This window comes from Roseateles cavernae (assembly GCF_040187885.1).
Lineage (GTDB): Bacteria > Pseudomonadota > Gammaproteobacteria > Burkholderiales > Burkholderiaceae_C > Roseateles_E > Roseateles_E cavernae.
This window is the reverse complement of the sequence record NZ_JBDPLH010000005.1, coordinates 68,943-95,037: the sequence shown is the minus strand read 5'-3', so window position 1 is coordinate 95,037 and position 26,095 is coordinate 68,943. Positions and strand designations below refer to the sequence as shown.

Genomic DNA, 26,095 nt, shown 5'->3' with positions numbered 1-26,095 from the left:
GAGTGAGCAGGGCGCCGATGGGCTTATCAGCCAGGCCCTGCGTGCCTACAGTGGCGTCAATCCCATTCCATTCATGCCCACCTGAGCACTATGAATCAGCCCACCCTGTCCAAGCCCACGGCCGCACGCGGCCTGCCCAAGCGCTTCACGCCGGCGGTATTCGCCTTCTATATGGCCGGCATCATGGCGATGCTGATGTGCCTGGTCATCGTCGGCGTCAACACCGGGCTCGGCCCGGGGTATCTGAGCCGGGTGCTGGGCACTTATGCGCTGGCCTTTCCGGTGGCGTTCTGCTGCGTGATGTTGGTGCGGCCGCTGGTGCTGAGGCTGGTCGCCGCGACGGTGGCCGACTGAGCTCAGCGGCGCTTCTTCGTGCCGCCGCCCAGGATGCTGCCCAGCACGCCGCGGATGATCTCGCGGCCCACCGTCGAGCCCATGGTGCGCAGCGCCGACTTGGCCGCTGTCTCGGCCAGGCCCTCGCGACGCCCGCCGCGCGGGCCGGTGGAGCCGAACAGGATGTCCTTGAGTCCGCCCATCAGGCCGCCGTCTTCGGCCGCCTGCCCGGCCTTGCCCTGGTTCGTCGCGGCTGTTGCCTCATCGGCCATCGTCGCCTCGGTGCGACCCTTGAGTTTCTCGTAGGCCGATTCGCGGTCCACCAGCTTCTCGTAGACGCCGGCCACCAGCGAGCCCTTGAGCAGGGCGGCGCGCTGTTCGGCCGTGATCGGCCCGATCTGGCTGCCCGGCGGCAGCACGAAGACCCGCTCGGTGATGCCGGGCCGGCCTTTCTCGTCCAGCAGGCTGACCAGGGCCTCGCCGACCGCCAGCTCGGTGATGGCCGCGGCTATGTCCAGCCCTGGCTTGGGCCGCATCGTCTCGGCGGCCGACTTGACGGCCTTCTGGTCGCGCGGCGTGAAGGCGCGCAGCGCATGCTGGACCCGGTTGCCCAGCTGGCCCAGCACCGTGTCCGGGATGTCCAGCGGGTTCTGGGTCACGAAATAGACGCCGACGCCTTTGGAGCGCACCAGGCGCACCACCAGCTCGATGCGTTCGACCAGCGCGTCCGGCGCCTCCTTGAACAGCAGATGCGCCTCGTCGAAGAAGAACACCAGCTTGGGCTTCTCCAGGTCGCCGACCTCGGGCAGGGTCTCGAACAGCTCGGACAGCATCCACAGCAAAAAGGTCGCGTACAGCCGCGGCGCGTTCATCAGCTGGTCGGCCGCCAGGATGTTGATCACGCCCTGGCCGGCCTCGGTCTGCATGAAGTCGGCGATATTGAGCATCGGCTCGCCGAAGAACTTGTCGCCGCCCTGGGCCTCGATCTGCAGCAGGCCGCGCTGGATCGCGCCGACGCTGGCGGCCGAGACATTGCCGTACTCGGTGGTGAACTGCGCGGCGTTGTCGCCGACATGCTGCAGCATCGCGCGCAAATCCTTCAGGTCCAGCAAGAGCAGGCCGGCGTCGTCGGCGATCTTGAAGACCATCTGCAGCACGCCCTGCTGGGTCTCGTTGAGCGCCAGCATGCGGGCCAGCAGCAGCGGGCCCATGTCGGAGACGGTGGCGCGCACCGGATGGCCCTGCTCGCCGAACACATCCCACAAGGTGGTCGGGCAGGCGGCGGGGGCGGGCGGCTCGATGCCGCGGTCCTTCAGCGTGGCCAGCAGCTTCTCGCTGGGCTTGCCGGTCTGCGAGATGCCGGTCAGGTCGCCCTTGACGTCGGCCAGAAAGACCGGCACGCCGAGCTTGGAGAAGTTCTCGGCCAGCGACTGCAGGCTGATGGTCTTGCCGGTGCCGGTGGCGCCGGTGATCAGGCCGTGGCGGTTCGCCAGCGCGGGCAAGAGCTGGCATTCGGTGGCCGCGTTGCGAGCCAGCAGAATCGGGTCGGCCATTGGGGTTCTCCAGGAGATATGGTGGCGGCGGCTAAAATCGCAGTCTATCCAACAAAACATGGAGCCGCCCCCGGCATGCGAAGGGGTGCGCTCGCCAGGAGAAGCAGGCAATGGCAGGGCATTCCAAATGGGCCAATATTCAGCACCGCAAAGGTCGTCAGGACGAGAAGCGCGGCAAGATCTGGACCCGCATCATCCGTGAAATCACCGTCGCGGCCCGCCAGGGCGGCGGTGATGTCAAGGAGAACCCGCGCCTGCGCCTGGCCGTGGACAAGGCCAAGGCCGCGAACATGCCGGCCGACCGCATCAAGTACAACATCGACAAGGCCTCCGGCGCCCTCGAAGGCGTGAACTACGAGGAAATCCGCTACGAAGGCTACGGCTTCGGCGGCGCGGCCATCATCATCGACACGATGACCGACAACCGGGTCCGCACCGTGGCCGAGGTGCGCCACGCTTTCAGCAAGTACGGCGGCAGCATGGGCACCGAGGGCGCGGTGGCCTTCCAGTTCAAGCACTGCGGCCAGCTGATCTTTGCCCCGGGCAGTTCGGAGGACAAGATCATGGAGGTGGCGCTGGAAGCCGGCGCCGACGATGTGCTCACCGACGACGATGGCGCCATCGAGGTGCTGACGCCGGCACCGGCCTTCGAGGCCGTCAAGAACGCGCTCGAGGCCGCCGGCCTGAACCCCGAGGTGGCCGAGGTGACGATGCGGCCGGACAACACGATTGAACTGACGGGCGAGGACGCCGAACGCATGCAAAAACTGCTGGATGTGCTGGAAGACCTGGACGATGTCCAGGATGTGTTCCACAACGCAAGCATCGAGGCCGCATGAAAGTTCTCGTGCTTGGCAACGGCGGCCGTGAACATGCCTTGGCCTGGAAGCTGGCCCAGGGTGAACGGGTCAGCCAGGTCTTTGTCGCTCCGGGCAATGGCGGCACCGCCCGCGACCCGCAGCTGAAGAACATCACTATCACCGATGTGAAGGCGCTGGCCGACTTCGCCGAGGCCGAGAAGATCGCGCTGACCGTGGTCGGCCCCGAGGCCTATCTGGCCGCCGGCGTCGTCGACGAGTTCCGCGCCCGCGGCCTGCGCATCTTCGGCCCGACCAAGGCGGCCGCGCAGCTGGAGAGCTCCAAGGCCTTCGCCAAGGACTTCATGAAGCGCCACGGCATCCCGACGGCGGCCTATGAGGTCTTCAGCGACGCGGCGGCGGCCCATGCCTATGTCGAGGCGCAGGGCGCCCCCATCGTCATCAAGGCCGATGGCCTGGCCGCCGGCAAGGGCGTGGTCGTCGCGACCAGTCTTGAGCAGGCGCACGAGGCGATCGACTGGATCCTGGCCACGGATGAAAAAGGCGGCAAACTGGGCGTCGTGCACAACGAAGGCGGCGCGCGCGTCGTCATCGAGCAGTTCCTGAGCGGCGAGGAAGCCAGCTTCATCGTGCTGTGCGACGGCAAGAACGTCGTCTCGCTGGCCACCAGCCAGGATCACAAGCGCTTGCTGGACGGCGACGAAGGCCCCAACACCGGCGGCATGGGCGCCTACTCGCCGGCCCCGGTGGTGACGCCCAATGTGCATGCGAAGGCGATGCACGAGATCATCATGCCCACCATCCAGGGCATGGCGCGCGACGGCATCCCCTTCACCGGTTTCCTGTATGCCGGGCTGATGATCGACGAGCAGGGCCAGCCGCGCACGGTCGAGTTCAACACCCGCATGGGCGACCCGGAGACGCAGCCCATCATGATGCGGCTCAAGAGCGATCTGCTGGAGGTGCTGCTGCAGGCCACCGACGGCACGCTGGACCAGGTCGAGCTGCAGTGGGACCGCCGTGTGGCGCTGGGTGTGGTGATGGCCGCCCACGGCTATCCGCTGTCGCCACGCAAGGGCGATGCGATCACCGGCCTGCCGGCCGACGCGGAAGATGCGATGGTCTTCCACGCCGGCACGGCCGAGGTCGACGGCCAGCTGCAGACCTCGGGCGGCCGCGTGCTGTGCGTGACGGCGCTGGGCGAGTCGGTGCGCAAGGCCCAGCAACTGGCCTATGACAGCCTGGTCAATATCCAGTTCGAGGGCAAGCAGTTCCGCCGCGACATCGGCCACCGGGCGGTGAAGCGTTGAGCGCGAGCTTTCCGGCCGGGCCGCAAGCCATCTCCGGCGCGATGCCGGTGCAGCCGCGAGGCCATGCGCTGGCTCGCTCGCTGCTGCGCCTGGCCGGCTGGCGCTTGCTGTTCGACGGGCTGCCGGGGCCGCAGGGCGTGATCCTGGTCTATCCGCACACCTCGAACTGGGACTTTGTGCTGGGCCTGATGTCCAAATGGGCCTTGGGGCTGGAGCTGCGTTTCTGGGTCAAGAACAGCCTGTTCGGCCTGCCACTGTTTGGCCGCTGGCTGCGCTGGCTGGGCGGCGTCGCGGTGGAGCGGCGCAGCAAGCAGGGCCTGGTCGGCGGCACGGTGGCGCAGCTGCAGGCGGCGCGCGCCGAGGGGCGCTGCTTCTGGCTGGCCGCCGCGCCCGAGGGCACGCGCTCGCTGAGCGCTGGCTGGCGCTCCGGCGCCTACCAGGTGGCGGTGCAGGCCGGCGTGCCGGTGGGTCTGGCCTATTTCGATTTCGCCAGCAAGACCGTGGGCCTGACCCAGTTCGTGCAACTCAGTGGCAATGCCGAGGCGGATTTCGCGCTGATGGCGCAGTATCTGGCCGGCAAGCGTGGCAAACGGCCCGAGCTGGCCAGTCCGGTGAGGCTCAATCCATGATGAATACCTTGGCGGTCCGCGAGTATTTGCTGGGTCTGCAGCAGACCATCGTCTCCAGCTTTGAGGCGGCCGATGGCCAGCCCTTTCTCAGCGATGGCTGGGAGCGCGAGCCCGGCGGCCGGCTGGAGGGCGATGGCCTGACCCAGCTGATCGAGAACGGCGCGCTGCTGGAGCGCGGCGGCTGCAATTTCTCGCATGTGCGGGGTCGGGTCTTGCCACCCTCGGCCACCCAGCACCGGCCCGAGCTGGCCGGTTCGCCCTTCGAGGCCATGGGCGTCTCGCTGGTGATGCACCCGCACAACCCCTTTGTGCCGACCGTGCATATGAATGTGCGCATGTTCGCGGCGCTGCCGGCGGACCGTGCGCCGGTGGTCTGGTTCGGCGGCGGCATGGACCTGACGCCCTACTACGGCTTCGAGCGCGATGCGCAGCATTTCCACCGCAGTTGCGAGGCGGCCTTGAAGCCGCATGGCGAGCAGCTCTATCCGCGTTTCAAGACCTGGTGCGATGAGTATTTCTTCCTGAAGCACCGCAACGAGCCGCGTGGCATCGGCGGCATCTTCTTCGATGACTATGCGGACGGCGGTTTCGAGGCCGCGTTCGCGATGCTGCGCTCGGTCGGTGACGCCTTTTTGCCGGCCTATATGCCCATCGTCGAACGCCGTCAGGGCTTGCCCTATACCGAGCGCGAGCGCGACTTCCAGGCCTACCGGCGCGGCCGCTATGTCGAGTTCAATCTGGTGTTCGACCGTGGCACCTTGTTCGGCCTGCAGTCGGGCGGGCGCACCGAGTCGATCCTGATGTCGATGCCGCCCATCGTCAAATGGCGCTATCAGTACGCGCCCGAGCCCGGCACCCTGGAGGCCAAGCTGTACACGGACTTCCTGCGTCCGCGCGACTGGGCCCATGAGCAGGCCGGGCATCTATGGCTCTGAAGACCGGGCTGTTCGGCGGCAGCTTCGACCCGGTCCATCTGGCCCATCTGAGCCTGGCGCGCTGCGCGCTGGAGCAACTGGGCCTGGACCGGCTGCTGTGGCTGCCGGCCGGCCGGCCCTGGCAGAAATTGCAGCAGGGGGCGGGGCGGGGCCTGGCCTCGCCCGCACACCGGCGCGCGATGGTCGCGCTGATGGTGGCGGGTGAGCCGCGTTTCGCTGTGGACGACAGCGAGCTGGAGCGCGACGGCGCCAGCTACACGATAGACACGGTGCGCGCGCGGCTGGCGGCCCGGCCCGATGAGCAGCTCTTCCTGCTGATCGGTCAGGACCAGTATGCGCGGCTGCACACCTGGCGCGAGTGGCGCGAGTTGCTGGGCCTGGTCACCCTGGCGGTGGCGGCGCGCGACGGCCAGGCTATCCAGGCCTCGGCCGAGCTGCAGGGCCAGCCGCACCGGATGCTGAGGCTGGCGATGCCGGCCCTGGCTTATTCATCAACCCAAGTGCGCGACATGGCGTCGCGTGGCGAGGACATACGCCCCATGGTGGGCGAGGCGGTAGCGGGTTATATTGCCCTCCATCGTCTTTACGAGGCTGCGGCCCAAAGAAGCGAGAACTGAATGGACATTCGTAAACTGCAACGTGCCATCGTCGATGGTCTGGAAGACGTGAAGGCCCAGAACATCGTGGTCTTCAACACCGAGCATCTGTCACCGCTGTTTGAGCGCGTGATCATCGCCTCGGGCACCAGCAACCGCCAGACCAAGGCCCTCGCGTCCAGCGTGCGCGTGACGGTCAAGGAACGCGGCATGGACGTGATGCGCATGGAAGGCGAGGAGAACGGCGAGTGGATCATCGTCGACTGCGGCGCCGCCGTCGTCCATGTGATGCAGCCCGCGATCCGCGACTACTACCACCTCGAAGAGATCTGGGGCGACAAGCCGGTCAAGCTCAAGCTCGGCGACAGCGAGACCAAGCTGGTCAAGGCCTCCGAAGACGAGGCCCCGGCCAAGAAGCCGGCCGCGAAGAAGACCAGCACCAAGGCTGCGCCTGCGGCCGTCAAGAAGCCTGCCGCGAAGAAGACCTCGGCGACTGCCAAGCCTGCTGCCAAGAAGGCTGTGCCGGCGAAGAAGGGCGTGACCCGAACCGTGGGCGTCAAGACCGCAGTCAAGGCGCCGGCCGTCAAGACCATCAAGGTCGGCACGCCCAAGCCTGCCGCCAAGAAGACCGCGGCGGCTAAGCCGGCTGCCCGCCCGGCAGCAAAGAAGGCCGCCCCGGTGAAGGCTGCGGCCAAGAAGGTCGCCCGCGCCTGATGCGGCTGCTGCTGGTGGCCGTGGGCCAGCGCCAGCCGGCCTGGGCCGACACGGCTTACGAGGACTTCGCCAAGCGCTTCCCGCCCGAGATGCGCCTGGAACTGAAGGCCGTCAAGGCCGAGCCGCGCAGCGCCGGCAAGAGCACCGAGCAGCTGATGGCGGCCGAAGCCCAGCGTTTGGAGGCCGCGCTGCCCAAGAGCGTGCGCCGCGTCATCCTCGATGAACGCGGCGACCGTGTCACCACCGTGCAGCTGGCGCAGCGCCTCGAGCGCTGGAAGGGCGATGGCCGCGATGTGGCCATCTTCATCGGCGGTCCCGACGGCCTCGACCCGGCGCTGAAGGCCACGGCCGACGAGACGCTGCGCCTGTCCGACCTGACCCTGCCGCACGCTTTTGTGCGCGTGCTGCTGGCCGAGGCGCTGTACCGCGCCTGGTCGGTGATGGCCGGCCATCCTTATCACCGTGAGTGAGCGCGCCCCGATGATCTACCTCGCTTCGCAAAGCCCGCGCCGCCGCCAGTTGCTCGATCAGCTGGGCGTCGCCCATGAGCTGCTGCTGCCCGGCGCCGACGAGGATGCCGAGGCGCTGGAGGCCGAGCAGGCCGGCGAACTGCCCGAGGCCTATGTGCGGCGCGCGACGCAGAACAAGCTCGACGCTGCGGTGCTGCGGCGCGCCGCGCGGGGTCTGCCCGCAGCGCCCATCCTCTGCTCGGACACCACGGTGGCGCTGGGCACGGTCATCCTCGGCAAGCCGGCCGACGCCGAGCATGCGCTGGCCATGCTCAAGCGCCTGTCCGGCCACACGCATCGCGTGCTGACGGCGGTGGCGCTGGCCTGGGGCGATGGTCAGCGGGCGCTGAGTGTCAGTGTCTCCCATGTGCGCTTTGCCGCCGTGCCCGACGCGCTGCTGCAGCGCTATGTGGCCAGCGGCGAGCCGATGGGCAAGGCCGGGGCCTATGCGATCCAGAGCCAGATAGCAGGATGGATCGAACACATCGACGGCTCATATTCAGGCATCATGGGTCTGCCCTTGTTCGAGACCGCCCAGCTCTTGCGCGGCGCCGGTTTCGAGCTCTGAGGACCGAGTCTTGTCGCCAGGCCGCGCGCCTGCCGACAGTGCTTGACCGGGGACACAGAGCCCCGGTTATGGAGACACGAGCTATGGAAGATATTCTGATCAACTGGTCTCCGCAGGAGACCCGGGTGGCCGTGGTCGAAAACGGCTCGGTGCAGGAACTGCACATCGAACGCACGCTGGAGCGCGGCCTGGTGGGCAATGTCTACTCGGGCAAGGTCGCCCGGGTGCTGCCGGGCATGCAGTCGGCCTTCATCGACATCGGCCTGGAGCGGGCGGCCTTTCTGCATGTGGCCGATCTGCATGTCGCCGGTGTCAGCCCGCGCAGCCATCATGCCGAGGCGGGCACGGCGGTGCCGATCGAGCGCCTGGTGTTCGAGGGTCAGGCCTTGACCGTGCAGGTGATCAAGGACCCGATCGGCACCAAGGGCGCGCGGCTGTCGACCCAGATCAGCATCGCCGGCCGCATGCTGGTCCATCTGCCGCAGGACGACCATATCGGCATCTCGCAGAAGATCGGCTCGCCCGAGGCGCGCGAGGCTTTGCGTGCGCGCATGCAGGCCCTGGTCGGCACGCCGGCCGACAACGGCGGCGGCAGCGGTGGCGGCGGCTTCATCCTGCGCACCAATGCCGAGGACGCCTCCGACGAGGAGCTGGCCACCGACATCGCCTATCTGCGCAAGACCTGGGCGCTGATACGCGAGCGCGCGCACCGCTCGCCGCCCGGCACCTTGCTGCACCAGGACCTGAGCCTGGTCGAGCGGGTGCTGCGCGATCTGGTCAGCGAGCGTACCGGCTCGATCCGCATCGATTCGAAGATGCAGTACGAGGTGCTGCATGCCTTCGGCGAGCTCTATATGCCGGCGGCCACCGCCAAGCTCGAGCATTACCGCGGCGAGCGGCCGATCTTCGATCTGAACAATATCGATGCCGAGCTGGTGCGGGCGCTGGCGCGCCGCGTCGATCTGAAGTCGGGCGGCTATCTGATCGTCGACCAGACCGAGGCGATGACCACGGTGGATGTCAACACCGGCGGCTTCGTCGGCGCGCGTAATTTCGACGACACCATCTTCAAGACCAATCTTGAGGCGGCCGGCGCGATCGCCCGCCAGCTGCGTCTGCGCAATCTGGGCGGCATCATCATCGTCGACTTCATCGACATGACGCGCGAGGAGCACAAGAGCGCGGTGCTCAGCGAGTTCCGCAAGCAGCTCAGCAAGGACCGCACCAAGGTCACGGTGGGTGGCTTCACCCAGCTGGGCCTGGTCGAGATGACGCGCAAGCGCACCCGCGAATCGCTGGCCCGCATGCTGTGCGAACCCTGCCCGACCTGCGAGGGCCGCGGCCAGATCAAGACCGCGCGCAGCGTCTGCTACGACATCATGCGCGAGATCCTGCGCGAGGCGCGTCAGTTCTCACCCAAGGAATTCCGCGTCGTCGCCGCCGCCAATGTGGTCGAGATGCTGCTGGACGAGGAGAGCCAGCATCTGGCCGGCCTGTCGGACTTCATCGGCAAGCCCATCTCGCTGACTGCCGAGCCGGCCAACCAGACCGAGCATTACGACATCGTGCTGCTCTGAGCATCGGGCGATGCGACTGAAGGCCATCGAGGTATTCAACGCGGTGATGCTGACCGGCACGGTCAGCGGCGCCGCACGCCTGCTGCATGTGACCCAGCCGGCGGTCACGCAGGCGCTGCAGCATGCCGAGCAGCAGCTGGGCTATGTGCTGTTCACCCGCCAGCGCCAGCGCCTCGTGCCCACGCGCGAAGCCCTGGCGCTGTATCCCGAGGTGCAGCGCCTGATGTCGCAGCTGGAGTCGGTGCGCCGGCTGGCGGTGGCGCTGGGCGGCGGGGCCGACAGCGAGCTGCGCGTGCTGGTCGTGCCTTCGCTGGCGGTGCGGGCCTTGCCCGATGCCTTGCAGCGTTTCCGGGCCCGCTATCCGGACATGCCGGTGTCTATACGCAGCCTGCACTCCAATGAGATCGCCCGCGCAATCGCGCTGCAGGAGGGCGATGTGGGCATCGTCTACGGCAGCCCGGGCCATGCGGCCGTGCACGAGGAGCTGGTGGCCACCGGCCGCCTGGTCTGCGTCTCGCGGGTCGGCGGTGCCGGCACCGACAAGCGCGCGACCGTGACGATGGAGGAGGTCTTGCGCGCGCCGTTGATACGCATTGACGAGCGCGATCCGCTGGGCGCGATGCTGGCCGATCAATGGGCGCGGCTGGAGATGGCGCCGCAGGCCGGCATCACGGTGCAGACCCACCATATCGCGATGGTGCTCGCCGAGCAGGGCTTTGGCCCGGCCATCATCGACTCCTTCACCGCCCAGGCCAGCCAGAGCGACACGCTGCATGTGCGCGCCTTGCTGCCCGAGGTGCCGGTCGAGGTGCGGGCGCTGCTGCCGCAGGGCCTGCGCTCGCCGCAGCCGGTGGCGGACTTTATTGCGGCATTTCGTGAAGTGACGGACGCTGGCTCAAGGACCAGCTGACCGCGCGGCGCGCCAGCGCGGCCGTGGCATCGATCACCGGCACCGGCGCGTTCGCGGGGGTCAAGACCAGCGGAATCTCGGTGCAGCCGAGCACCAGGGCCGACGCCCCCCTGCGCTGCAGCGCTGCTGCCGCGCGCAGCAGCAGCGCGTATGCTTCGTCCAGTCGCCCCGCCTTGACCGCCTGGATGCCCGGCATCACCCAGTCCAGCATCTCGCTGGCCGTGGGCAGCAGCCATTGCACCTGCTGCGAGGCCGGGCGGTTCAGGTAGAGGCCCGAGGCCAGGGTCGCGTCGGTGGCCAGCAAGCCGATGCGCGCGCTGAGCCCGGCGCTGGCCACCGCGTCTTCCAGCGCCGCATCGACCAGATGCAGCATCGGCAGGCCCAGCGCGGCCTGCAGCTCATCGAACCACAGATGGGCGGTGTTGCAGGGCATCACGACCAGGCCGGCGCCGGCATCGCGCAGACGCCGGCCGCTGGCCAGCATGGCCGCCAGCGGCGAGTCGCCCTCGCCGCGAAAGGCCTCGGTGCGGTCCGGCACCTGGGGGATGGAGCTCAGCACCACCGGCACATGCTCCTGGTCGCGTGCGGCCGGCGTGGCCGCCAGCATCTTGTGCATGAAGTCCAGCGAGGCCAGCGGCCCCATGCCGCCCAGCACACCCACCACATCGGTATCTACAACTGCAAGCATCGGGGTTCTCAGAGCGCCGGTTTGTCCGACAAGGCCTTCAGGTTGTCCTGCAATTCCTGGCTCATCGGCGCGTTCAGGTTGATGCCCTTGGGCGGGATCGGCGACTGGAACCACTTCTTGTAGAGCGCCTCGAACTCGCCACTCTTCATCAGGCCGGCCAGCGTGTCGTCGACCAGCTTCTTGAAGGCCGGATCATCGCGGCGCAGCATGATGGCGTAGGGCTCGACCTGCAGCGCCTCGCCGACCACGGCCAGCTCGGCTGGGTTCTGTGCGCTGGCGCGCAGGCCGTAGAGCAGGATGTCGTCCATGCCGAAGGCATCGGCGCGCTGCTGCTGCACCAGCAGGGCCGATTCGGCATGGTCCTTAGCGGCCATCAGCTCGAAGCCCAGGTTCTGTTCGGCATTGAGCTTGCGCAGCACCTGGTAGTTGGTCGTGCCGGTGGTCGAGACCACCTTCCTTCCCTTCAGATCGGCCGTGCTCTTGATAGGCGAGCCGGTCCTCACCAGCAGCCGGGTGCCGGTGTAGAAGTAGTTGGTCGCGAAGGCCACCTGCTTGGCGCGCTCGCTGTTGTTCGTGGTCGAGCCGCACTCGATGTCTATCGTGCCGTTTTGCAGCAGCGGGATGCGGTTTTGCGAGGTCACGGCCTGGGTGGCGACCTTCAGGTCGGCGCGGCCGGTCGCCTTTTTCACCTGCTCGACGATCTTGCCGCAGATCTCCCAGCCGAAACCGACCGGCTGGCCCTCGCCGCCAAGGTAGGAGAAGGGAATCGACGATTCCCGGTAAGCCACGGTCATAGCGCCGCTGGCCTTGATCTTGTCCAAGGTGGCCGGCGTTTGCGCCAGGGCTGCGCCGCAGGCGCCGAGCAGGGTCAGGACGGTGAGGGTCGAAAGACGCATGCTGAAATCCTTGTTGGGGGCTGACGAAGAGCCCCCATGCTATGGATTGCAGCGCCCGGCGTTCATCGCGTTTATACCGGGGGTCATAAGTTCAACTAATGACCGGGCCTCAGGGTTTGGCGGGGCGGGGCAGGCGGCCCAGTAGGTAGAACTCGTCGTTGGGCCGCAGCGAGATGGTGTTGGCCAGGCGGTTGGACAGTCCGAACAGCGCGGTGATCGAGGTGATGTCCCAGATGTCCTCGTCGTCGAAGCCACGGGCGTGCAGGGCGCTGTAGTCGTCCTCGCCGACCTCGGCCGAGTGCAGGCAGACCTTCAGCGCGAAGTCCAGCATCGCGCGCTGGCGCGGCGTGATATCGGCCTTGCGGTAGTTGGTCGCGAGCTGGTCGGCCAGGCGCGGCGCCTTCTCGTAGACGCGCAGGATGGCGCCGTGCGCGACCACGCAGTACAGGCATTGGTTGGCGCCGCTGGTGGCGACGATGATCATCTCGCGCTCACCCTTGCTCAGACCCGACTCACGCAGCAGCAGTGCGTCGTGATAGGCCAGGAAGGCCCGGAACTCGTCGGGGCGGCGCGCCAGTGCGAGGAACACATTCGGCACGAAGCCGGCCTTCTCCTGCACCTCCAGAATGCGCTGGCGCACATCGTCGGGCAGGGCGCCGAGATCGGCCGGGTCCGGGGTGGGGTAGCGGCACGGGGGCTGGGAATTTGTCTCGCTCATGGGGGCCTCTTGTTACTGTTTGCAGCATGATAGCCAGCGGCCTCAGCGGGCCTTCAGCCGGCTCAGGCAAAATACGGGGCTGCATTGAATGGCAGCGTCCGTCGTGGGCGCTCACGCTCAGCGAGTCGAATGTCCGCACACAAGCTATCCCGTCCCCCCATCGATCTGATGCGCCGCAGCCTGCTGGGCTCGGCCGCCGCGCTCAGCCTGCCGGCCCTGGCCCAGTTCCGGGTGGAGATCGCCGGCGTCGGCGCGACGCAGATGCCGATCGCCATTCCCGAGTTCCGCGATGAGGCCCGCAGCGGCCAGCCGGTGTCGGCCATCATCCGCAGCGATCTGGAGCGCAGCGGCCAGTTCCGCCTGATCGAGGCGCTGGCGGGGCCGACCGAGAACAGTGCTCCCGACTGGTCCGAATGGCGCGGCCGCCAGGCCGATGCGCTGGCCGCCGGTTCGGTGACGCGGCTGGCCGATGGCCGCTTCGATGTGCGCCACAAGCTCTGGGACGTGGTCAAGGGCCAGGACCTCGGTGGCGAGGCCCATGCGGTGGCGCCCGACGATGTGCGTCTGGCCGCGCACCGCATCGCCGACTCGATCTACCAGAAGCTGACCGGCGAGCGCGGCGTGTTCGCGACCCGCATGGCTTATGTGACCAAGGCCGGCGGCCGCTATTCGCTGCGCATCACCGATGCCGACGGCGAGGGCGGTCAGGTGGCGCTCGGCAGCCCCGATCCGATCATTTCGCCGACCTGGTCGCCCGACGGTCGCGAGCTGGCCTATGTCTCCTTCGAGAGTCGCAAGGCGGTGGTCTGGGTCCAGGACCTGTCGACCGGCAAGCGCCGTGTGCTGGCCGATTTCCGCGGCAGCAACAGCGCGCCGGCCTTCTCGCCGGATGGCCAGCAGCTGGCGCTGACCCTGTCGCGCGAGGGCGGCTCCCAGCTATTCATGATGAACCGCAATGGCTCGGGGTTGCGCCGGCTGACGCAGAGCTCGGCGATCGACACCGAGCCGGTGTTCGCGCCGGACGGCCAGACGCTGTTCTTCGTCAGCGACCGTGGTGGCAGCCCGCAGATCTACCGCATGCCGGTGGCCGGTGGCGCGCCCGCGCGCGTCAGCTTCAACGGCAGCTACAACATCAGCCCGGCCATCAGCCCGGACGGCAAGACCCTGGCCTACATCACCCGCAGCGGCGGCGCGTTCCGCCTCAGCGTGATGGACCTGGCCAGCGGCGCGGTGCAGCAGATCAGCGATACCAGCGACGACGAGAGCCCGAGCTTCGCGCCGAACGGGCGTCTGCTGGTCTACGCGACCCGCGTCGGCGGCAAGGACGTGCTGATGACGACGACGCTGGACGGCCGCATCAAGGCCAAGCTGGTGTCGACCGCGGCCGATGTGCGCGAGCCGACCTGGGGCCCGTTCGGGCGCTGAGGGCAACGATTGAATTTCATGCCGCTTTGCGAGGGCAAGGCGATTTCCTTAGGAGTGATAGTGATGAAGATGAACAAGCTGGCCCTTTCCGTTCTGGCCGCCGCCGCCCTGGTGGGTTGCAGCTCCACCAAGCTGGACGAGCCCGCACCGGTCGAATCCCGCCCGGTGACGGCCGCGCCGTCGGGCAACACCGGCGCCAACACCGCGCCGACCTCGGAATCCAAGGTCGCCACCGTCGACCTGGCCGCCCAGGCCGCCGCCGCCGTGTCCAGCCTGCGCGTGGTCTATTTCGACTACGACAGCTTTGTCGTCAAGTCCGATTTCCAGAACGTCATCGACGGCCATGCCAAGCGCATGAATGTCGACACCAAGGTGGCCCTGCGTCTGGAAGGCCATACCGATGAGCGCGGTGGCAGCGAGTACAACCTGGCCCTGGGCCAGAAGCGCGCCGAGGCCGTGGCTAAGTCGCTGGGTCTGCTGGGTGTGCCGGCCGCGCGCGTCGAGCCGGTCAGCTTCGGCAAGGAGCGCCCGGCCGTGCAAGGCAGCGACGAGGCCGCCTGGGCCAAGAACCGTCGCGTCGAGCTGAAGGACAAGTGAGATGAGGGCACTGAGATCCGGCCTCGGCGCGCTGGCGCTGGCGGCCCTGAGCTTGTGCAGCCAGCCGGCCTTCGCGCTGTTCGAGGACGACGAGGCACGCAAGGCCATTCTGGACCTGCGCACGCGGCTGCAGCAAAGCGAGGAGGCGCAACGCAAGGCCTCCGAGCAGCAGGCGCAGGAGCAGATCGCGCCGTTGCGCCGCAGCCTCTTGGATCTCAATGCCCAGATCGAGGCCTTGCGCAGCGAGGTCGCCAAGCTGCGCGGCCAGAACGAGCAACTGGCACGCGATCTGGCCGAGACCCAGCGCAAGCAGGCCGACCAGTCGCAGTCGCTGGAGACGCGTCTGCGCCCGCTGGAGCCGCAGAAGGTGGTGCTGGACGGTCGTGAGTTCCAGGCCTCGCCGGACGAGAAGAGCCAGTACGAGGCCGCGATGGCCCTGGTGCGGCGCGGCGACTTCGCCGAGGCCGCCACGGCGCTGGCGGCCTTCCAGCGCCGCTTTCCGTCCAGCGGCTATGGCGATTCGGTGCGCTTCTGGCTCGGCAATGCTCTGTACGGCAAACGCGACTACAAGGAAGCGATTGCGACCTTCAAGGCCTTCGTGGCCGCGAATCCTGCCCATCCGCGCGCGGCCGAAGCCATGCTGGCCATGGCCAACTGCCAGATCGAGCTGAAGGAAGTCAAGGGCGCGCGCCGCAGCCTGGAGGACTTGTTGAAGGCCTATCCGGGCACCGAAGCGGCGCAGGCGGCAAAAGAGCGCTTGGCCTCGCTGAAGTAAGTCTCGTCAATCAAGACCTGGCCCCACCGGTTCCGGCCCGTGGGGCTTTTTCATTGCCGCCTAGAATCCCGCCCCATGCAAGAACTCGATATCAACGCCCTGGGCCAGCAGGTGCTGTGGGCCGCCTTCGGCCTCGCCTTCGTCTTTGGCGCACTGGCCCAGCGCACCCATTTCTGCACGATGGGAGCGGTGGCCGACATCGTCAATATGGGCGATTGGGCGCGCATGCGCATGTGGGTGCTGGCGATCGCGGTGGCCATGCTGGGCTTCAACACCATGGCCTTCCTTGGTTGGATCGACGCCGGCAAGACGATTTACGCGGCGCCGCGCCTGCTGTGGCTGTCGAACGCCGTGGGCGGGCTGATGTTCGGCTTCGGCATGGTGCTGGCCTCGGGCTGCGGCAGCAAGACCCTGGTGCGTATAGGTGCCGGCAATCTGAAGTCCCTGGTGGTGTTCGTGGTGATGGGCGTGGCCGCGTTCGCGACGCTCAAGGGCATCACGGCGGTGCTGCGCGTGGCCACGGTCGACAGCGTCGCCGTCACGCTGGCCGGCGGTCAGGACCTGCCGTCGCTGCTCGCGCCCGGCCTAGGTTTGGCCAAGCAGCAGCTGGCGCTGATGCTGGGCCTGGTGGTCGGCGGCGGCCTGCTGGTCTGGGCGCTGATGCGTGCCGAGGGCCGCAGCGCCGATGTGCTGCTGGGCGGCCTGGGCAGCGGTGCGGTGATCGTCGGCATCTGGTGGGTGTCGGGCGTGCTGGGCCATGTGGCCGAGGACCCGAACACGCTGGAAGAGGTCTTCGTGCGCAGCACCAGCGGCGCGCGCATGGAGGCGCTGAGCTTTGTCTCGCCAATGGCCTACACGCTGGACTGGCTGATGTTCTTCAGCGATACCAGCAAGCTGCTGACGATTGCCATCGTCAGCACGGTGGGGGTGGTTGCCGGCTCCGGCGTCTACGCGCTGGCGACGCGCAGCTTCCGCTGGGAGGCCTTCCGTGGCGTCGAGGACACCAGCAACCACATCGTCGGTGCGCTGCTGATGGGCGTGGGCGGCGTGGTCGCGCTGGGTTGCACGATAGGCCAGGGCCTGTCGGGTGTTTCGACCCTGAGCCTGGGCAGCTTCATCGCGCTGGCCGCCATCATCGCCGGCGCGGTGCTGGCGCTGCGCTATCAGATGTGGCGCCTCGGATGAGCCTGTCCGACGACGCCGATCTGGAGCGCCGCTTCGGTGGCCTGCGCCGCCTGTATGGCGACGCCGACTATCAGCGCCTGCGCGGCGCGCGGCTGGCCGTGGTCGGCCTCGGGGGCGTGGGCTCCTGGGCCGTCGAGGCGCTGGCGCGCACGGGGGTGTCAGGTCTTGTGCTGATCGATCTGGACCAGGTGGCCGAGTCCAATATCAACCGCCAGGTGCAGGCGCTCGGGTCGACCGTGGGCATGGCCAAGGCCGAGGCGCTGCGCCGCCGCATTGCCGACATCCACCCGGGCTGCGAAGTCACGGTCATCGAGGAGTTCGTCGATGAGCAGAACTGGCCGGCCCTGCTCGGCGATGTTCAGATTGACGGCCTGATCGACGCCTGCGACCAGGTGCGTGCCAAGGCGGCGCTGGCGGCCTGGGCGCGCGGGCAGGGCAGGGCCTTCGTCACGGTGGGTGCGGCCGGTGGCAAGCGCCAGCCGCATGCGCTGCAGGTCGAAGACCTGGGCCTGGTCACGCATGACCCGCTGCTGGCCTCGCTGCGCCAGCGCCTGCGCAAATTCCACGCCGCGCCACGGGCCGGCAAGATGGGCGTGGCCTGCGTGTTCTCGCGTGAGGCGGTGCTGCGGCCGGCCGATGCCGGTTGCGCCATCGATGAGCAAAGCGACAGTAGCCTGAACTGCCATGGCTATGGCTCCAGCGTCGCGGTCACGGCCAGTTTCGGCATGGCCGCCGCCGCCGAATTGCTGAAACATTTTTTGGAAAGCTCTTGCGCCAAGCGTTTGGCGCCGCCTATAATGTGAGGCTCTGCTGAAGAGCAGAACAACTAGATTGTTGGGTTGTTAGCTCAGTTGGTAGAGCACCGGACTTTTAATCCGATGGTCGCAGGTTCGAGTCCCGCACAACCCACCATCACCGGTTGATCGTTATTGCAGTTTCGGGGGCTCTTAGCTCAGTTGGTAGAGCAGCGGACTCTTAATCCGTAGGTCGAGTGTTCGAGTCACTCAGGGCCCACCAAACAAGCAATGACGACGTAGTACAGGCAATACAAATTTCAGGGCTCTTAGCTCAGTTGGTAGAGCAGCGGACTCTTAATCCGTAGGTCGAGTGTTCGAGTCACTCAGGGCCCACCAGAAAAGCAAGCGGGACCGGTCGAGAGGCCGGTCCCGTTTTGTTTTTTGCTCCTGCCTTCATCATGACCGAGCCATCCCCCCGTATTCTGATCAGTGCCTGTCTGCTGGGCCAGCCGGTACGCTATGACGGGCGCGGGCTGCACATCGAACATGAGCTGCTGGCGCAATGGCGGGCGCGCGGCTGGCTGGTGCCGATCTGCCCCGAGGTGGCCGGCGGCCTGCCGACGCCACGACCGCCGGCCGAGATCGTCCGGCAGCCCGGCGGGGTCCGCGTGCTGACCGCCGCCGGCGAGGACTGCAGCGAGGCCTTCGAGCGCGGCGCGCAGGCCGCGCTGGCCTTGGCCCGCCGCATGGGCTGCCGCTATGCGGTGCTGACCGAGCGCAGCCCGTCCTGCGGCTCGACCCAGGTCTATGACGGCGGCTTCGCCGGCCGCCTGATCGACGGCCAAGGGTTGACCGCCGCGCTGCTGCGCCGCGAGGGCGTGCAGGTCTTCAGCCAACACCAGCTGGATGCCTTGAATGACATGCTGCTGAGACAATGGCCTGCTTCGTATCCCTGGCCCCGTGATGAAACGCCGTGATCTGCTGACCCTGGCCGTCGCTGCCACGCTGCCCGCCGCCGCCGAGGCGCTGCGTCGCCCATGGCCCAAGGGCCAGGCCACGCCACCTTTGACGCTGCCCGGCTTCGAGGGCCCCGCCTGGAGCCTGGCCGAGGCCAAGGGGCGACCGGTGCTGCTGAACTTCTGGGCCAGCTGGTGCGAGCCCTGCCGTGCCGAGATGCCCTCGCTGGAACTGCTGGCTCAGCGCCATGAGGCCGACGGCCTGCTGGTGCTGGCCGTCAACCACCGCGAGACCGATGCCGCGATCCGCCGCTTTCTGCAGACCATGCCCATCAGCCTGCCCATCCTGCGCGACGGCGACGGTGCCACCAGCCGCAGTTTCGGCGTGCGCATCTTTCCGACCAGCGTGCTGATCGCCCGCGACGGCCGCGCCGCCTTTTCCGTCATCGGGGAACTCGATTGGACCGGCGCCCAGGCCCGCCAATGGATCGCCCCGCTGCTCTGAAACCCTAGCTTTCCAGGAACCCGCCATGACCCTGTCCCGCCGCCACCTGATCCACGCCGGATGTGCCGCCGCGCTGCCGCTGCCCGCTATGTCGCAGACCCAGGCGCCGCGCCGTTTCGAGCCTCAGATCGGACCCTGGCGCAGCTTCGAGATGACGATGGATATTGCGGTGGCCGACCACCAGGGCACGACCAAGCTCTGGCTGCCTCTGCCCGATGTCGAGACCGACTACCAGCGCAGCTTGGGCCACAGCTGGAGCGGCAACGCCAGCGAGATGCGGCTGGTGGCCGATGCGCCGCGCGGCGCGCGCATGCTCTATGCCGAGTTTCCTGCGAGCGTGAAGACGCCGACCCTGCAACTGGTCAGCCGGCTGCAGACCCGCAGCCGCGCGGTCGACTGGAGCAAGCCTGTCCGTGCCAGCGAAGACCCAGCGGTGCTGCGCGCCAACCTGGCGCCTACCGAGCTGATCCCGGTCGATGGCATTGTGCGCAAGACCGCCTTGGCCGCCACCCAGGGGGCCGGCACCGACCTGGACAAGACCCGTGCGATCTACCGCTGGCTGGTGGCCAATGCCCACCGCGAGCCCAAGGTGCGCGGCTGCGGCACCGGCGATGTGCGCACCATGCTGGAGACCGGCAATCTGGGCGGCAAGTGTGCCGACCTGAACGCGGTCTTCGTCGGCCTGTGCCGCGCGGTGGGTGTGCCAGCGCGCGATGTCTACGGCCTGCGCCTGGTGCCCTCGGCCTTCGGCTACCGCGAGCTCGGCGCCAACCCGGCCGGGCTCAAGGGCGCCCAGCACTGCCGCGCCGAGGTGTTTCTGAAGCAGTACGGCTGGGTCGCGATGGACCCGGCCGATGTGCTGAAGGTGATGCGCCAGGAGACCCAGGAGTGGATCAAGGACCCGGCGCATCCGCTGGTGGCGCCGGTCAACGCGGGCTTGTTCGGCGGCTGGGAAGGCAACTGGGTGGCCTACAACACCGCGCACGATCTGCGGCTGCCCGGCAGCGCCGGCAAGGCCAGCCTGCCTTTCCTGATGTACCCGCAGGGCGAGAACGCCAGCGGCCGCTTCGATGAGTTGGCGCCCGACAGCTTCAGGTACGCGATCAGCGCCAAGGAGCTGGTGCCGGCATGAGCGGCCACGACAAGCCCCAGGCCCTGGCCCTGCAGGCCCTGCTGTCGCGCTACTCGGTCGGCCCCAAGCATCTGGTGGAGCCCGGCCCCAGCGAGGAGGAGCTGAGCCTGATGGTGCAGGCCGCGCTGCGCGCGCCGGACCATGGCGAGCTGCTGCCCTGGCGCTTCAAGATCGTGCGTGGCGCGGCGCGCCAGCGCATGGCCGATCTGTTTGCCGCGGCGGCCCGGGCGGCCGGCAAGGACGAGGCGGGCGCCCGGCTCGATGCCGAGCGCGCGCTGCGGCCGCCGGTCACGGTGGCCGTGCTGGCCCGCATCGATCTCGGCCACCCGCAGGTGCCGGCCCACGAGCAATGGGCGGCGGTGGGCGGTGCACTGGCGCAGTTCCTCGCGGCGGCCCATCTGCTGGGCTATGGAGGCAAGATGCTCAGCGGTGCGAAGGTGCGCGATCCGCAGATCGCGGCCGCCTTCAGCGAGCCGGGCGAGACCTTGCTGGGCTGGATCGCGCTGGGCACGCCGACGCGTCGTGCCCAGGGACCATCGAGAAAAGGCGGCGTCGACGCGGCCATGACGATCTGGGGCTGAGCGGGGCTGTTGTGCCGCCGCAGTGGACGTTGCGGGCCCGTCCCGGCACACTGCGGCCCACCCTCATGAGCCGCCTCCTGCCCTCACTCCAGACCGCCGGTACTGCGTCCGCGGCGGTCGCGTTGCAACCGCTTACGCCGCTCGCGCCCTCGCGCATGGAGCAATGCCTGCTGCTGGCGGTGCTGCTGCACATCCTGCTGGTGCTGGTGCTGGGCAACACGCCCGGCGGCACGGCCCGGCGCGGCGAAGGGGTCTGGGGGGCGCTCAACATCACGCTGCGCAGCGATGCGCTGAATGCGCCGCGCCCCGGGCCGGGCGCCGGCCTGCCGGCCCCGCCGGAGCAGCACAGCGGCCCGACCGGCGAGGCCAGGCAGCGGCGCTATGGCGGGGCCGTGCGAGCCGCCCCAGCGCCCGCCGAAGCCGAGCCCGGTGCGGCCCGGCTCGGCCAGTGGCAGCAGCACACGGCCGAGCCTTCGGCAGCGCCGCCGGCGCTACAGCCGCTGGGCTCGCCCTCGCTGGCAACGCCGGAGCCGGCACCTGCTGTGCCTACCGTGCCGCTGGCATTGCCCGAGCCCACCCCGCTGGCCCGCCCCACGCCCAGCGCCGCACTGGGCCAGGCACCGGTCCTGCAAGCCGAGCCTGAGGCCTTGCCCTCTTTGCCGGCTATACCGGCTTTGGGCGCCCGGCCTCGCGCCGCCGTGCGTCCGCCCAGCGTCAGCGGTGCTGCGGTGGCGGCCCCCGAGGCGCTGCCGGCTTTGCCGGCTTTCGAGGCGCCGCCCTTGCCCCCGGTCGCGCTGCCGGCGCTGCCCGAGCCGAGTCCGGCCACCCCGGCCCAGGCCCTGCCTCAGCTGAGCCCCAGCTCGCGACTGGAGGTGCCGGATCTGCCGGCCGCACCGAGCGCACCGACGGTGCCCCAGCCCGAACGCCCGTCGGCGCCTGCCGCCCAGCCGGTCACGGTCGCTCCGTCAACACCTGACCCTGGCTCTCGCACGAGCCCGGCGCCGTCCGGCACAGCCGCAGCGCCGCCCGCCGGCAGCCCTGATGCCGGTGCCCGCCTGGGTCATGATGTGGCCACGCCGGCTTCGACTCCACCGAACGCGCCGCGGCTGAATCTGAACCTGCCGCTGACCCGCGGCGGCGAAGTCTCGAGCCGGGGCTCGCGCGGCGTGCTGCCGCTGGTGCCGCATCCGCCCGAGCTCAAGTCCAAGCTCAGCGAGAGCATCGAGAAGGCCGCCAAGTCCGACTGCCGCCAGGCCTACCAGGAGATGGGGCTGCTGGCGGCGCTGCCGCTGGCCGCCGATGCGGCCAGGAACAAGGGCTGCCGCTGGTAGTGGCGGCGCGCTTGACGATCTTGTCGAGCTCAGGCGGCGGGCTGGGCCAGATCGCGCAAGTGGGTCGGGCCGGCCTGGCGTTCGATCTCGGCCAGCATCGAGCGGCCCCAGCCGAGCATGAACAAGGCCTCGCCGACGACGAACATCGGCCCGACCAGCAGGCCCACCAGGTCGTCGACGAAGGCGGGCTTCTTGCCTTCGTAGTAGTGACCGACGAACTGGATGATCCAGCCCAGCACAAACATGCCGAGGCCCCAGCCCAGCCAGGCGGCGGTCGAACCGGTGGCCAGCGGCTCGGCCAGCGCCATCAGCACTGCATTGACCAGCGCGGTGGCTGCGCCCAGCACCAGATTGCCACGGCTCAGATACCAGGCGGTGCTGGCCGCCCACAGCAGCCATGCCGCGCTGAGCTGGACATCGCCGAGCTGGAACTGCGCGCGCGCCAGCAGGATGCCGATCGCGAACACGATCAGCGGAATGCCGACGAAGTGGGTGGCGATATTGCGGCGGTCGCGGTGGTAGCGGGCGTACTGCACCATCAGATCGAGCGCGGGACGAAAGGGGCTGGCGGCCATGGCGATGTCTCCTGTTTGCTTATGGCTGGATGCTAGTGCAGCACGCTGCCGGCCGACTGTCAAAATGCCGACACCGGGACTCGCCGTTTTCCCTATGTTGCTTGATTTGCTGACCCCGGCGCGGCGGGCCGCGCTCTTGATCGGCCTGTGGCTGGCCGGCTGTGCCGCGCCGCCGATCGAGCCCGTGCCGCCGGCCCAGGACCTGGAGCCGCGCCTTGCCGCGCTGCAGGCCGGGCAGGGCGGGCGGCTCTACCGCATCGAGGCGGCCGACTCGGCTGTGCGCATCTATGTGTTCCGTGCCGGCCGGGCCGCGCGGCTGGGGCATAACCATGTGCTGGCGGCGCCGCGCTTCGAGGCCTGGCTGCTGCGGCCCGACTCGCTGGCCGAGGCCCGCTTCGAGCTGCGCCTGCGCCTGGCGGACTTGCAGCTCGACGACCCGGCGCTGCGCGCGGCCACCGGCGGCGGCTTTGCCAGCCCGCTGAGCGCCGAGGCGGTGGCGGCCACCCGCGCCAATATGCTCGGCGAGCGCGGGCTGGACGCCGCGCGCCACCCCGAGCTGGGGCTGCGCCTGCTGGCGCTGGCCGGCGAGCCTCCGAAGCTGGCGGCCCGCATCGAGATCGCGCTGGCCGGGCGCCGCCATGTGCTGAGCCTGCCGCTGACGCTGAGCGAGCAGGACGGCAGCCTGCGCATTGACGGCGCATTCGTGCTGCGGCACAGCGATCTGGGCCTGCAGCCCTTCAGCGTCGCCGGCGGGCTGCTGGCGGTGCAGGACGAGCTGGTGATCGAGTTCAGCCTGCTGGCACGGCCGGCGTGAAGGCCCCGGGCTGCAACTGCTCCCCGGCCTGCCGATAGGCGTCCCACAGACGCTGCTCAAGTTCGGGTGTGGCCTGGTGCAGCGGCGCGCGCAGCTCGTTGTGCAGCCGGCCCAGCCGTGCCAGCGCGGACTTGATCGGTGCCGGATTGCTCTCGGCGAAGCTGAGGTTGATCAGCCGGGTCAGCGCCTGCCACAGCTGTCGGGCGGTCTCGGTCTGCTCATCGCGCAGGGCCTGCACCAGGCGCACGAAATGGGCGGTGTGCAGATGCGCGCTGGCCGCGATCGCGCCGGCGCCGCCCAGGGCCAGGGTCGGGAAGATGTTGTGGTCCTCACCGGCCAGCACGGCCAGGCGGCCATCGGCGATCAGCGCCTGGGTGGCTTGCAGCGAGCCACCGCAATCCTTCAGCGCCTCGATGTTCGGATGCGCGGCCAGGGTCAACAGCGTGGGCAGTTCGATCTTGACACCGGTGCGGTAGGGAATGTCGTAGAGCACCAGCGGCGCCGGCGCGACATCGGCGATGCCGCCGAAAAAGTTCAGCAGCCCCTGCTGGCTGGGCCGGATATAGCTGGGCGCCGGCAGCAGGAAGGCACAGACCGGAAAGCGCTTGGCGATCGCCAGCATGCGCGCGGCCACCTGGCCGGGGCGCGGGCCCGAGACGCCCATCATCACCGGCGTGCCGCCGGCCGCCTCGCAGACCGTCTCCAGCACCGCATCCTGCTCATGCTCATCGAGCAGGGCCGCCTCGCCGGTGCTGCCGCAGGCGACGAAGCCATTGACCCCCTGCGCCTTGAGATGCAGCACCAGCTGCGACAAGGCGGCGTGATCGACCGCATCGTGGTGGAAGGGGGTCACCAGGGGAATCCACAGACCGCTGTAGTTGTTGTCAGACACGATGGTCCTCCAGTATTGACCTGGGAGGCCGTGCCAAGACGAGCGGGACCGGACCGTGGCGATGCCAGGGCTGCCGCCGCTCATCTGAGCGCGGCAGCAGTGCCGGTCAGATGAGCGACTGCTTTTTCTTGCTTTTCTTCAAACCTGCGGGCGCGGCACCGCCCAAGCCCTGGGCTGGGGCGTGAGTCGGGGTGTGGCGCTGCAGCATGCCGCGACTATAACCAGGGCCGGTGCCGGGGCTCAAGCGGGCTGCTGGCGTTTTTCGGCATACATGCCGAGATCGCTGCGCAGCAGCAGGCTGTCCAGGCTGTCGTCGCCGCGCGAGCGGGTCAGGCCCAGGCTGATGCTGACACACAGGCCGGTGGCCAGCATGCCCCAGGGATAGGCGGCCACGGCGCGCTTGAGACGCTCGCCGACGGCGGCCGCCTGCTCGTCGTCCGGGGCCCAGAAGGCCAGCACGAACTCGTCGCCGCCCCAGCGCGCGGCCAGGTCCTGGCCGCGCAGCGACTGCTGGAACAGCTCGGCCAGCACGCGCAGCACCTGGTCGCCGACCTGATGGGAGTAGCGGTCGTTGACCGACTTGAAGCGGTCCACATCGACCACCGACAGATACAGTGCGCTGCCGTCCTCGGGCCGTCCGGCCAGCGCCTCGGCCAGCAGCAGCTCCATGCCGCGCCGGTTCAGCAGGCCGGTCAGCGCGTCTTCCATCGACAGGCGCTGCAGCTGCAGCGCATTGCTCTTTAGATGCTGCACCTCCCGCTTGTGCTGGCGCAACTCGAAGTGCAGGGCCGCCACGCTGCGGCGGTGGTGCATGCTGACCTGGCGGATCTGGTGTTCGCCGCGCTGCAGCAGGCGCAAACAGGCCAGCGCCTCGCCGGCCTGGCCCTGCCGCTCATGCAGCTCGCTGCTCAGCAGCAGCGCGATGCGCTGCAAGGGCTGGTGCTCGATGCGCACGCAGGAGGCATGCATGCGCTGCGCCGCCTGCAGCGCCGCGGGCGCCGCATCGCTGAGCAGGGCCATCTCGCAGCGCAGCCAGGGCTGCATGGCCTGCAGCAGACGCGCCTCGGGCATGCGCGCGGCCAGCGCCTCGCTGGCCTGCACCAGCGGCTCGGCCGCCGCCGCGCCATGCTGCCAGCCCTCGGCCAGCGCGCGCAGCCACTGCAGCACGCCTTGCTGCATCAGCGAGGCCGGTGCGCCGGCCGTGCCCAGGGCCTCGGCGCCGGCATCGAAATCGTCGAGCAGGCGGCGCAGCCGGCCGGCATCGGGTCGCTGTCGCTCCAGCTGGCGCAGCGTGACGGCGCGGTAGGCCTCGTTGAGACAGCGGTTCACATGCGGCTGCCAGACCACGCCGGGCCGGCCGTGGCGCAGCGCATCGTCATAGGCCTGGGTCAGCACCGCCTCGGCGCCGTCATGGCTGCCGTTCCACAGCAGCGCCACGCCCAGGTAGTTCAGCACCATCAGGCTGACCAGCGGGGCCTGGCCGGCGTCGGCCAGCTGGGTGGCCAGCATCGCGGTCTCGATGGCCTCCTCGTTATGGCCCAGATTGCCCGCCGCATAGGAGAGCAGGGCCAGGGCCTGGGCCTCGCTGGCCAGATGGCCGGCCTCATGCGCCTGCTGGCTGGCGCGCATGAACAAGGCATAGGCCTGGCGGTAGGCGGCGACGATGATCAGCTGGCGCCCCTCATGCAGCAGCGCCTGGGTGTCCGGCGGCACCTCGTCGCTGGACAGCGTGGCCAGCCAGGATGGCGAGCGCAGCTCCTGTGTCATGCCTGTGTCGCAGGCCTCCCGCCCGCTCCCTTCGCTGTTCATTGTTCTGAATGCCTGTCACTTGTATTG

At 68.8% G+C, this 26,095-nt stretch carries 29 protein-coding genes and 3 tRNA genes; 25 read left to right on the top strand and 7 right to left on the bottom strand.

All coding sequences use genetic code 11. From position 1 onward, the window contains the following. The first annotated feature begins 90 nt into the window (after window positions 1–90). Window positions 91–354, top strand: a complete 264-nt coding sequence (locus ABGI63_RS15480; RefSeq protein ID WP_349743281.1) for a DUF2798 domain-containing protein — start codon at window positions 91–93, stop codon at window positions 352–354. A 2-nt stretch (window positions 355–356) separates the two neighbouring features. Here ABGI63_RS15480 and ABGI63_RS15475 read toward each other — a convergent pair whose 3' ends face one another. Then, window positions 357–1,886 carry a helicase HerA-like domain-containing protein gene (locus tag ABGI63_RS15475; protein ID WP_349743280.1) on the bottom strand — a complete coding sequence of 510 codons (1,530 nt, stop codon included), beginning with the start codon at window positions 1,884–1,886 and terminating at the stop codon, window positions 357–359. A gap of 110 nt (window positions 1,887–1,996) precedes the next feature. On the opposite strand from ABGI63_RS15475, the gene ABGI63_RS15470 reads away from it, so the two are divergent. From ABGI63_RS15470 to ABGI63_RS15425, 10 genes are all read left to right on the top strand, one after another. Next, window positions 1,997–2,725 (top strand): YebC/PmpR family DNA-binding transcriptional regulator, encoded by a 729-nt coding sequence (locus tag ABGI63_RS15470; protein WP_349743279.1) that lies wholly within the window; start codon window positions 1,997–1,999, stop codon window positions 2,723–2,725. Then, window positions 2,722–4,014 (top strand): phosphoribosylamine--glycine ligase, encoded by a 1,293-nt coding sequence (purD, locus tag ABGI63_RS15465; protein WP_349743278.1) that lies wholly within the window; start codon window positions 2,722–2,724, stop codon window positions 4,012–4,014. Before ABGI63_RS15470 ends, purD begins: the two co-directional genes overlap by 4 nt. Then, window positions 4,011–4,643, top strand: coding sequence for a 1-acyl-sn-glycerol-3-phosphate acyltransferase (locus tag ABGI63_RS15460; RefSeq protein ID WP_349743277.1), 633 nt, complete (start codon window positions 4,011–4,013; stop codon window positions 4,641–4,643). The genes purD and ABGI63_RS15460 overlap by 4 nt, the downstream gene beginning before the upstream one ends. Next, complete coding sequence (hemF, locus tag ABGI63_RS15455; RefSeq protein ID WP_349743421.1) at window positions 4,643–5,578, top strand: oxygen-dependent coproporphyrinogen oxidase; 936 nt, start codon at window positions 4,643–4,645, stop codon at window positions 5,576–5,578. Before ABGI63_RS15460 ends, hemF begins: the two co-directional genes overlap by 1 nt. Next, window positions 5,569–6,195: a nicotinate-nucleotide adenylyltransferase gene (gene nadD, locus ABGI63_RS15450; protein WP_349743276.1), complete on the top strand. Its 627-nt coding sequence runs from the start codon at window positions 5,569–5,571 to the stop codon at window positions 6,193–6,195. Before hemF ends, nadD begins: the two co-directional genes overlap by 10 nt. Further along, window positions 6,196–6,888 (top strand): ribosome silencing factor, encoded by a 693-nt coding sequence (gene rsfS / locus ABGI63_RS15445; protein WP_349743275.1) that lies wholly within the window; start codon window positions 6,196–6,198, stop codon window positions 6,886–6,888. It abuts the gene before it with no gap. Next, entirely contained in the window at window positions 6,888–7,358 is a 471-nt protein-coding gene (gene rlmH, locus ABGI63_RS15440) for a 23S rRNA (pseudouridine(1915)-N(3))-methyltransferase RlmH (RefSeq protein WP_349743274.1), read from the top strand. The genes rsfS and rlmH overlap by 1 nt, the downstream gene beginning before the upstream one ends. 10 nt (window positions 7,359–7,368) lie before the next feature. Beyond that, entirely contained in the window at window positions 7,369–7,965 is a 597-nt protein-coding gene (locus ABGI63_RS15435) for a Maf family protein (protein ID WP_349743419.1), read from the top strand. A gap of 83 nt (window positions 7,966–8,048) precedes the next feature. Beyond that, complete coding sequence (rng, locus tag ABGI63_RS15430; RefSeq protein WP_137941842.1) at window positions 8,049–9,542, top strand: ribonuclease G; 1,494 nt, start codon at window positions 8,049–8,051, stop codon at window positions 9,540–9,542. Window positions 9,543–9,552: 10 nt separating this feature from the next. After that, complete coding sequence (locus ABGI63_RS15425) at window positions 9,553–10,452, top strand: LysR family transcriptional regulator (protein WP_349743273.1); 900 nt, start codon at window positions 9,553–9,555, stop codon at window positions 10,450–10,452. Here the strand turns inward: ABGI63_RS15425 and cuyB are convergent. From cuyB to ABGI63_RS15410, 3 genes are all read right to left on the bottom strand, one after another. Beyond that, complete coding sequence (gene cuyB / locus ABGI63_RS15420; RefSeq protein ID WP_349743272.1) at window positions 10,403–11,140, bottom strand: cysteate racemase; 738 nt, start codon at window positions 11,138–11,140, stop codon at window positions 10,403–10,405. The genes ABGI63_RS15425 and cuyB overlap by 50 nt on opposite strands. A gap of 8 nt (window positions 11,141–11,148) precedes the next feature. After that, window positions 11,149–12,036 carry an amino acid ABC transporter substrate-binding protein gene (locus tag ABGI63_RS15415; RefSeq protein ID WP_349743271.1) on the bottom strand — a complete coding sequence of 296 codons (888 nt, stop codon included), beginning with the start codon at window positions 12,034–12,036 and terminating at the stop codon, window positions 11,149–11,151. A gap of 109 nt (window positions 12,037–12,145) precedes the next feature. Further along, complete coding sequence (locus ABGI63_RS15410; protein ID WP_349743270.1) at window positions 12,146–12,754, bottom strand: peroxidase-related enzyme; 609 nt, start codon at window positions 12,752–12,754, stop codon at window positions 12,146–12,148. Between the two features lie 168 nt (window positions 12,755–12,922). Here ABGI63_RS15410 and tolB point away from each other — a divergent pair, with 168 nt between their 5' ends. The 13 genes from tolB to ABGI63_RS15345 all read left to right on the top strand — a co-directional run bounded on the left by tolB (window position 12,923) and on the right by ABGI63_RS15345 (window position 21,978). Further along, complete coding sequence (gene tolB / locus ABGI63_RS15405) at window positions 12,923–14,179, top strand: Tol-Pal system beta propeller repeat protein TolB (RefSeq protein WP_349743269.1); 1,257 nt, start codon at window positions 12,923–12,925, stop codon at window positions 14,177–14,179. A gap of 63 nt (window positions 14,180–14,242) precedes the next feature. Next, window positions 14,243–14,776, top strand: a complete 534-nt coding sequence (gene pal, locus ABGI63_RS15400) for a peptidoglycan-associated lipoprotein Pal (RefSeq protein WP_349743268.1) — start codon at window positions 14,243–14,245, stop codon at window positions 14,774–14,776. A 1-nt stretch (window position 14,777) separates the two neighbouring features. Further along, window positions 14,778–15,551 carry a tol-pal system protein YbgF gene (gene ybgF / locus ABGI63_RS15395; protein ID WP_229550770.1) on the top strand — a complete coding sequence of 258 codons (774 nt, stop codon included), beginning with the start codon at window positions 14,778–14,780 and terminating at the stop codon, window positions 15,549–15,551. A gap of 75 nt (window positions 15,552–15,626) precedes the next feature. Beyond that, complete coding sequence (locus ABGI63_RS15390; protein ID WP_349743267.1) at window positions 15,627–16,736, top strand: YeeE/YedE family protein; 1,110 nt, start codon at window positions 15,627–15,629, stop codon at window positions 16,734–16,736. Then, the gene (locus ABGI63_RS15385) at window positions 16,733–17,539 is read left to right on the top strand and encodes a tRNA threonylcarbamoyladenosine dehydratase (protein ID WP_349743266.1); all 807 of its coding nucleotides are present in this window, start codon (window positions 16,733–16,735) and stop codon (window positions 17,537–17,539) included. The genes ABGI63_RS15390 and ABGI63_RS15385 overlap by 4 nt, the downstream gene beginning before the upstream one ends. A 33-nt stretch (window positions 17,540–17,572) precedes the next feature. Further along, window positions 17,573–17,648, top strand: a tRNA-Lys gene (locus ABGI63_RS15380). A gap of 29 nt (window positions 17,649–17,677) precedes the next feature. Next, a tRNA-Lys gene (locus ABGI63_RS15375) sits at window positions 17,678–17,753 on the top strand. A 40-nt stretch (window positions 17,754–17,793) separates the two neighbouring features. After that, a tRNA-Lys gene (locus tag ABGI63_RS15370) sits at window positions 17,794–17,869 on the top strand. A 62-nt stretch (window positions 17,870–17,931) separates the two neighbouring features. Then, the gene (locus ABGI63_RS15365) at window positions 17,932–18,450 is read left to right on the top strand and encodes a 2-thiouracil desulfurase family protein (protein ID WP_349743265.1); all 519 of its coding nucleotides are present in this window, start codon (window positions 17,932–17,934) and stop codon (window positions 18,448–18,450) included. Continuing rightward, window positions 18,437–18,934, top strand: a complete 498-nt coding sequence (locus ABGI63_RS15360) for a TlpA family protein disulfide reductase (protein ID WP_349743264.1) — start codon at window positions 18,437–18,439, stop codon at window positions 18,932–18,934. The genes ABGI63_RS15365 and ABGI63_RS15360 overlap by 14 nt, the downstream gene beginning before the upstream one ends. A gap of 25 nt (window positions 18,935–18,959) precedes the next feature. Continuing rightward, the gene (locus ABGI63_RS15355; RefSeq protein WP_349743263.1) at window positions 18,960–20,066 is read left to right on the top strand and encodes a transglutaminase-like domain-containing protein; all 1,107 of its coding nucleotides are present in this window, start codon (window positions 18,960–18,962) and stop codon (window positions 20,064–20,066) included. Then, a complete protein-coding gene (locus tag ABGI63_RS15350) occupies window positions 20,063–20,647 on the top strand; it encodes a nitroreductase family protein (RefSeq protein ID WP_349743262.1) in 585 nt (194 codons plus the stop codon). Before ABGI63_RS15355 ends, ABGI63_RS15350 begins: the two co-directional genes overlap by 4 nt. A gap of 155 nt (window positions 20,648–20,802) precedes the next feature. Next, the gene (locus tag ABGI63_RS15345; RefSeq protein WP_349743260.1) at window positions 20,803–21,978 is read left to right on the top strand and encodes a hypothetical protein; all 1,176 of its coding nucleotides are present in this window, start codon (window positions 20,803–20,805) and stop codon (window positions 21,976–21,978) included. Window positions 21,979–22,007: 29 nt separating this feature from the next. On the opposite strand, the gene ABGI63_RS15340 is transcribed toward ABGI63_RS15345, so the two are convergent. Continuing rightward, window positions 22,008–22,553: an Mpo1 family 2-hydroxy fatty acid dioxygenase gene (locus ABGI63_RS15340; protein ID WP_229550762.1), complete on the bottom strand. Its 546-nt coding sequence runs from the start codon at window positions 22,551–22,553 to the stop codon at window positions 22,008–22,010. 94 nt (window positions 22,554–22,647) lie between these two features. Between ABGI63_RS15340 and ABGI63_RS15335 the strand changes: the two genes are divergently transcribed. After that, window positions 22,648–23,367, top strand: coding sequence for a hypothetical protein (locus ABGI63_RS15335; protein WP_349743259.1), 720 nt, complete (start codon window positions 22,648–22,650; stop codon window positions 23,365–23,367). On the opposite strand, the gene dapA is transcribed toward ABGI63_RS15335, so the two are convergent. Together dapA and ABGI63_RS15325 are read right to left on the bottom strand one after the other, a co-directional pair. Next, window positions 23,342–24,259, bottom strand: coding sequence for a 4-hydroxy-tetrahydrodipicolinate synthase (dapA, locus tag ABGI63_RS15330; protein WP_349743258.1), 918 nt, complete (start codon window positions 24,257–24,259; stop codon window positions 23,342–23,344). The genes ABGI63_RS15335 and dapA overlap by 26 nt on opposite strands. 240 nt (window positions 24,260–24,499) lie before the next feature. Further along, window positions 24,500–26,026 (bottom strand): diguanylate cyclase, encoded by a 1,527-nt coding sequence (locus ABGI63_RS15325; protein WP_349743257.1) that lies wholly within the window; start codon window positions 26,024–26,026, stop codon window positions 24,500–24,502. Window positions 26,027–26,095: the final 69 nt, after the last annotated feature.

Coding starts and splice junctions, on each gene's coding strand:
- ABGI63_RS15480 (WP_349743281.1), top strand. CDS start 91: ATGAATCAGCCCACCCTGTCCAAGCCCACGGCCGCACGCGGCCTGCCC.
- ABGI63_RS15475 (WP_349743280.1), bottom strand. CDS start 1,886: ATGGCCGACCCGATTCTGCTGGCTCGCAACGCGGCCACCGAATGCCAG.
- ABGI63_RS15470 (WP_349743279.1), top strand. CDS start 1,997: ATGGCAGGGCATTCCAAATGGGCCAATATTCAGCACCGCAAAGGTCGT.
- purD (WP_349743278.1), top strand. CDS start 2,722: ATGAAAGTTCTCGTGCTTGGCAACGGCGGCCGTGAACATGCCTTGGCC.
- hemF (WP_349743421.1), top strand. CDS start 4,643: ATGAATACCTTGGCGGTCCGCGAGTATTTGCTGGGTCTGCAGCAGACC.
- nadD (WP_349743276.1), top strand. CDS start 5,569: ATGGCTCTGAAGACCGGGCTGTTCGGCGGCAGCTTCGACCCGGTCCAT.
- rsfS (WP_349743275.1), top strand. CDS start 6,196: ATGGACATTCGTAAACTGCAACGTGCCATCGTCGATGGTCTGGAAGAC.
- rlmH (WP_349743274.1), top strand. CDS start 6,888: ATGCGGCTGCTGCTGGTGGCCGTGGGCCAGCGCCAGCCGGCCTGGGCC.
- ABGI63_RS15435 (WP_349743419.1), top strand. CDS start 7,369: ATGATCTACCTCGCTTCGCAAAGCCCGCGCCGCCGCCAGTTGCTCGAT.
- rng (WP_137941842.1), top strand. CDS start 8,049: ATGGAAGATATTCTGATCAACTGGTCTCCGCAGGAGACCCGGGTGGCC.
- ABGI63_RS15425 (WP_349743273.1), top strand. CDS start 9,553: ATGCGACTGAAGGCCATCGAGGTATTCAACGCGGTGATGCTGACCGGC.
- cuyB (WP_349743272.1), bottom strand. CDS start 11,140: ATGCTTGCAGTTGTAGATACCGATGTGGTGGGTGTGCTGGGCGGCATG.
- ABGI63_RS15415 (WP_349743271.1), bottom strand. CDS start 12,036: ATGCGTCTTTCGACCCTCACCGTCCTGACCCTGCTCGGCGCCTGCGGC.
- ABGI63_RS15410 (WP_349743270.1), bottom strand. CDS start 12,754: ATGAGCGAGACAAATTCCCAGCCCCCGTGCCGCTACCCCACCCCGGAC.
- tolB (WP_349743269.1), top strand. CDS start 12,923: ATGCGCCGCAGCCTGCTGGGCTCGGCCGCCGCGCTCAGCCTGCCGGCC.
- pal (WP_349743268.1), top strand. CDS start 14,243: ATGAAGATGAACAAGCTGGCCCTTTCCGTTCTGGCCGCCGCCGCCCTG.
- ybgF (WP_229550770.1), top strand. CDS start 14,778: ATGAGGGCACTGAGATCCGGCCTCGGCGCGCTGGCGCTGGCGGCCCTG.
- ABGI63_RS15390 (WP_349743267.1), top strand. CDS start 15,627: ATGCAAGAACTCGATATCAACGCCCTGGGCCAGCAGGTGCTGTGGGCC.
- ABGI63_RS15385 (WP_349743266.1), top strand. CDS start 16,733: ATGAGCCTGTCCGACGACGCCGATCTGGAGCGCCGCTTCGGTGGCCTG.
- ABGI63_RS15365 (WP_349743265.1), top strand. CDS start 17,932: ATGACCGAGCCATCCCCCCGTATTCTGATCAGTGCCTGTCTGCTGGGC.
- ABGI63_RS15360 (WP_349743264.1), top strand. CDS start 18,437: ATGAAACGCCGTGATCTGCTGACCCTGGCCGTCGCTGCCACGCTGCCC.
- ABGI63_RS15355 (WP_349743263.1), top strand. CDS start 18,960: ATGACCCTGTCCCGCCGCCACCTGATCCACGCCGGATGTGCCGCCGCG.
- ABGI63_RS15350 (WP_349743262.1), top strand. CDS start 20,063: ATGAGCGGCCACGACAAGCCCCAGGCCCTGGCCCTGCAGGCCCTGCTG.
- ABGI63_RS15345 (WP_349743260.1), top strand. CDS start 20,803: ATGGAGCAATGCCTGCTGCTGGCGGTGCTGCTGCACATCCTGCTGGTG.
- ABGI63_RS15340 (WP_229550762.1), bottom strand. CDS start 22,553: ATGGCCGCCAGCCCCTTTCGTCCCGCGCTCGATCTGATGGTGCAGTAC.
- ABGI63_RS15335 (WP_349743259.1), top strand. CDS start 22,648: ATGTTGCTTGATTTGCTGACCCCGGCGCGGCGGGCCGCGCTCTTGATC.
- ABGI63_RS15325 (WP_349743257.1), bottom strand. CDS start 26,026: ATGACACAGGAGCTGCGCTCGCCATCCTGGCTGGCCACGCTGTCCAGC.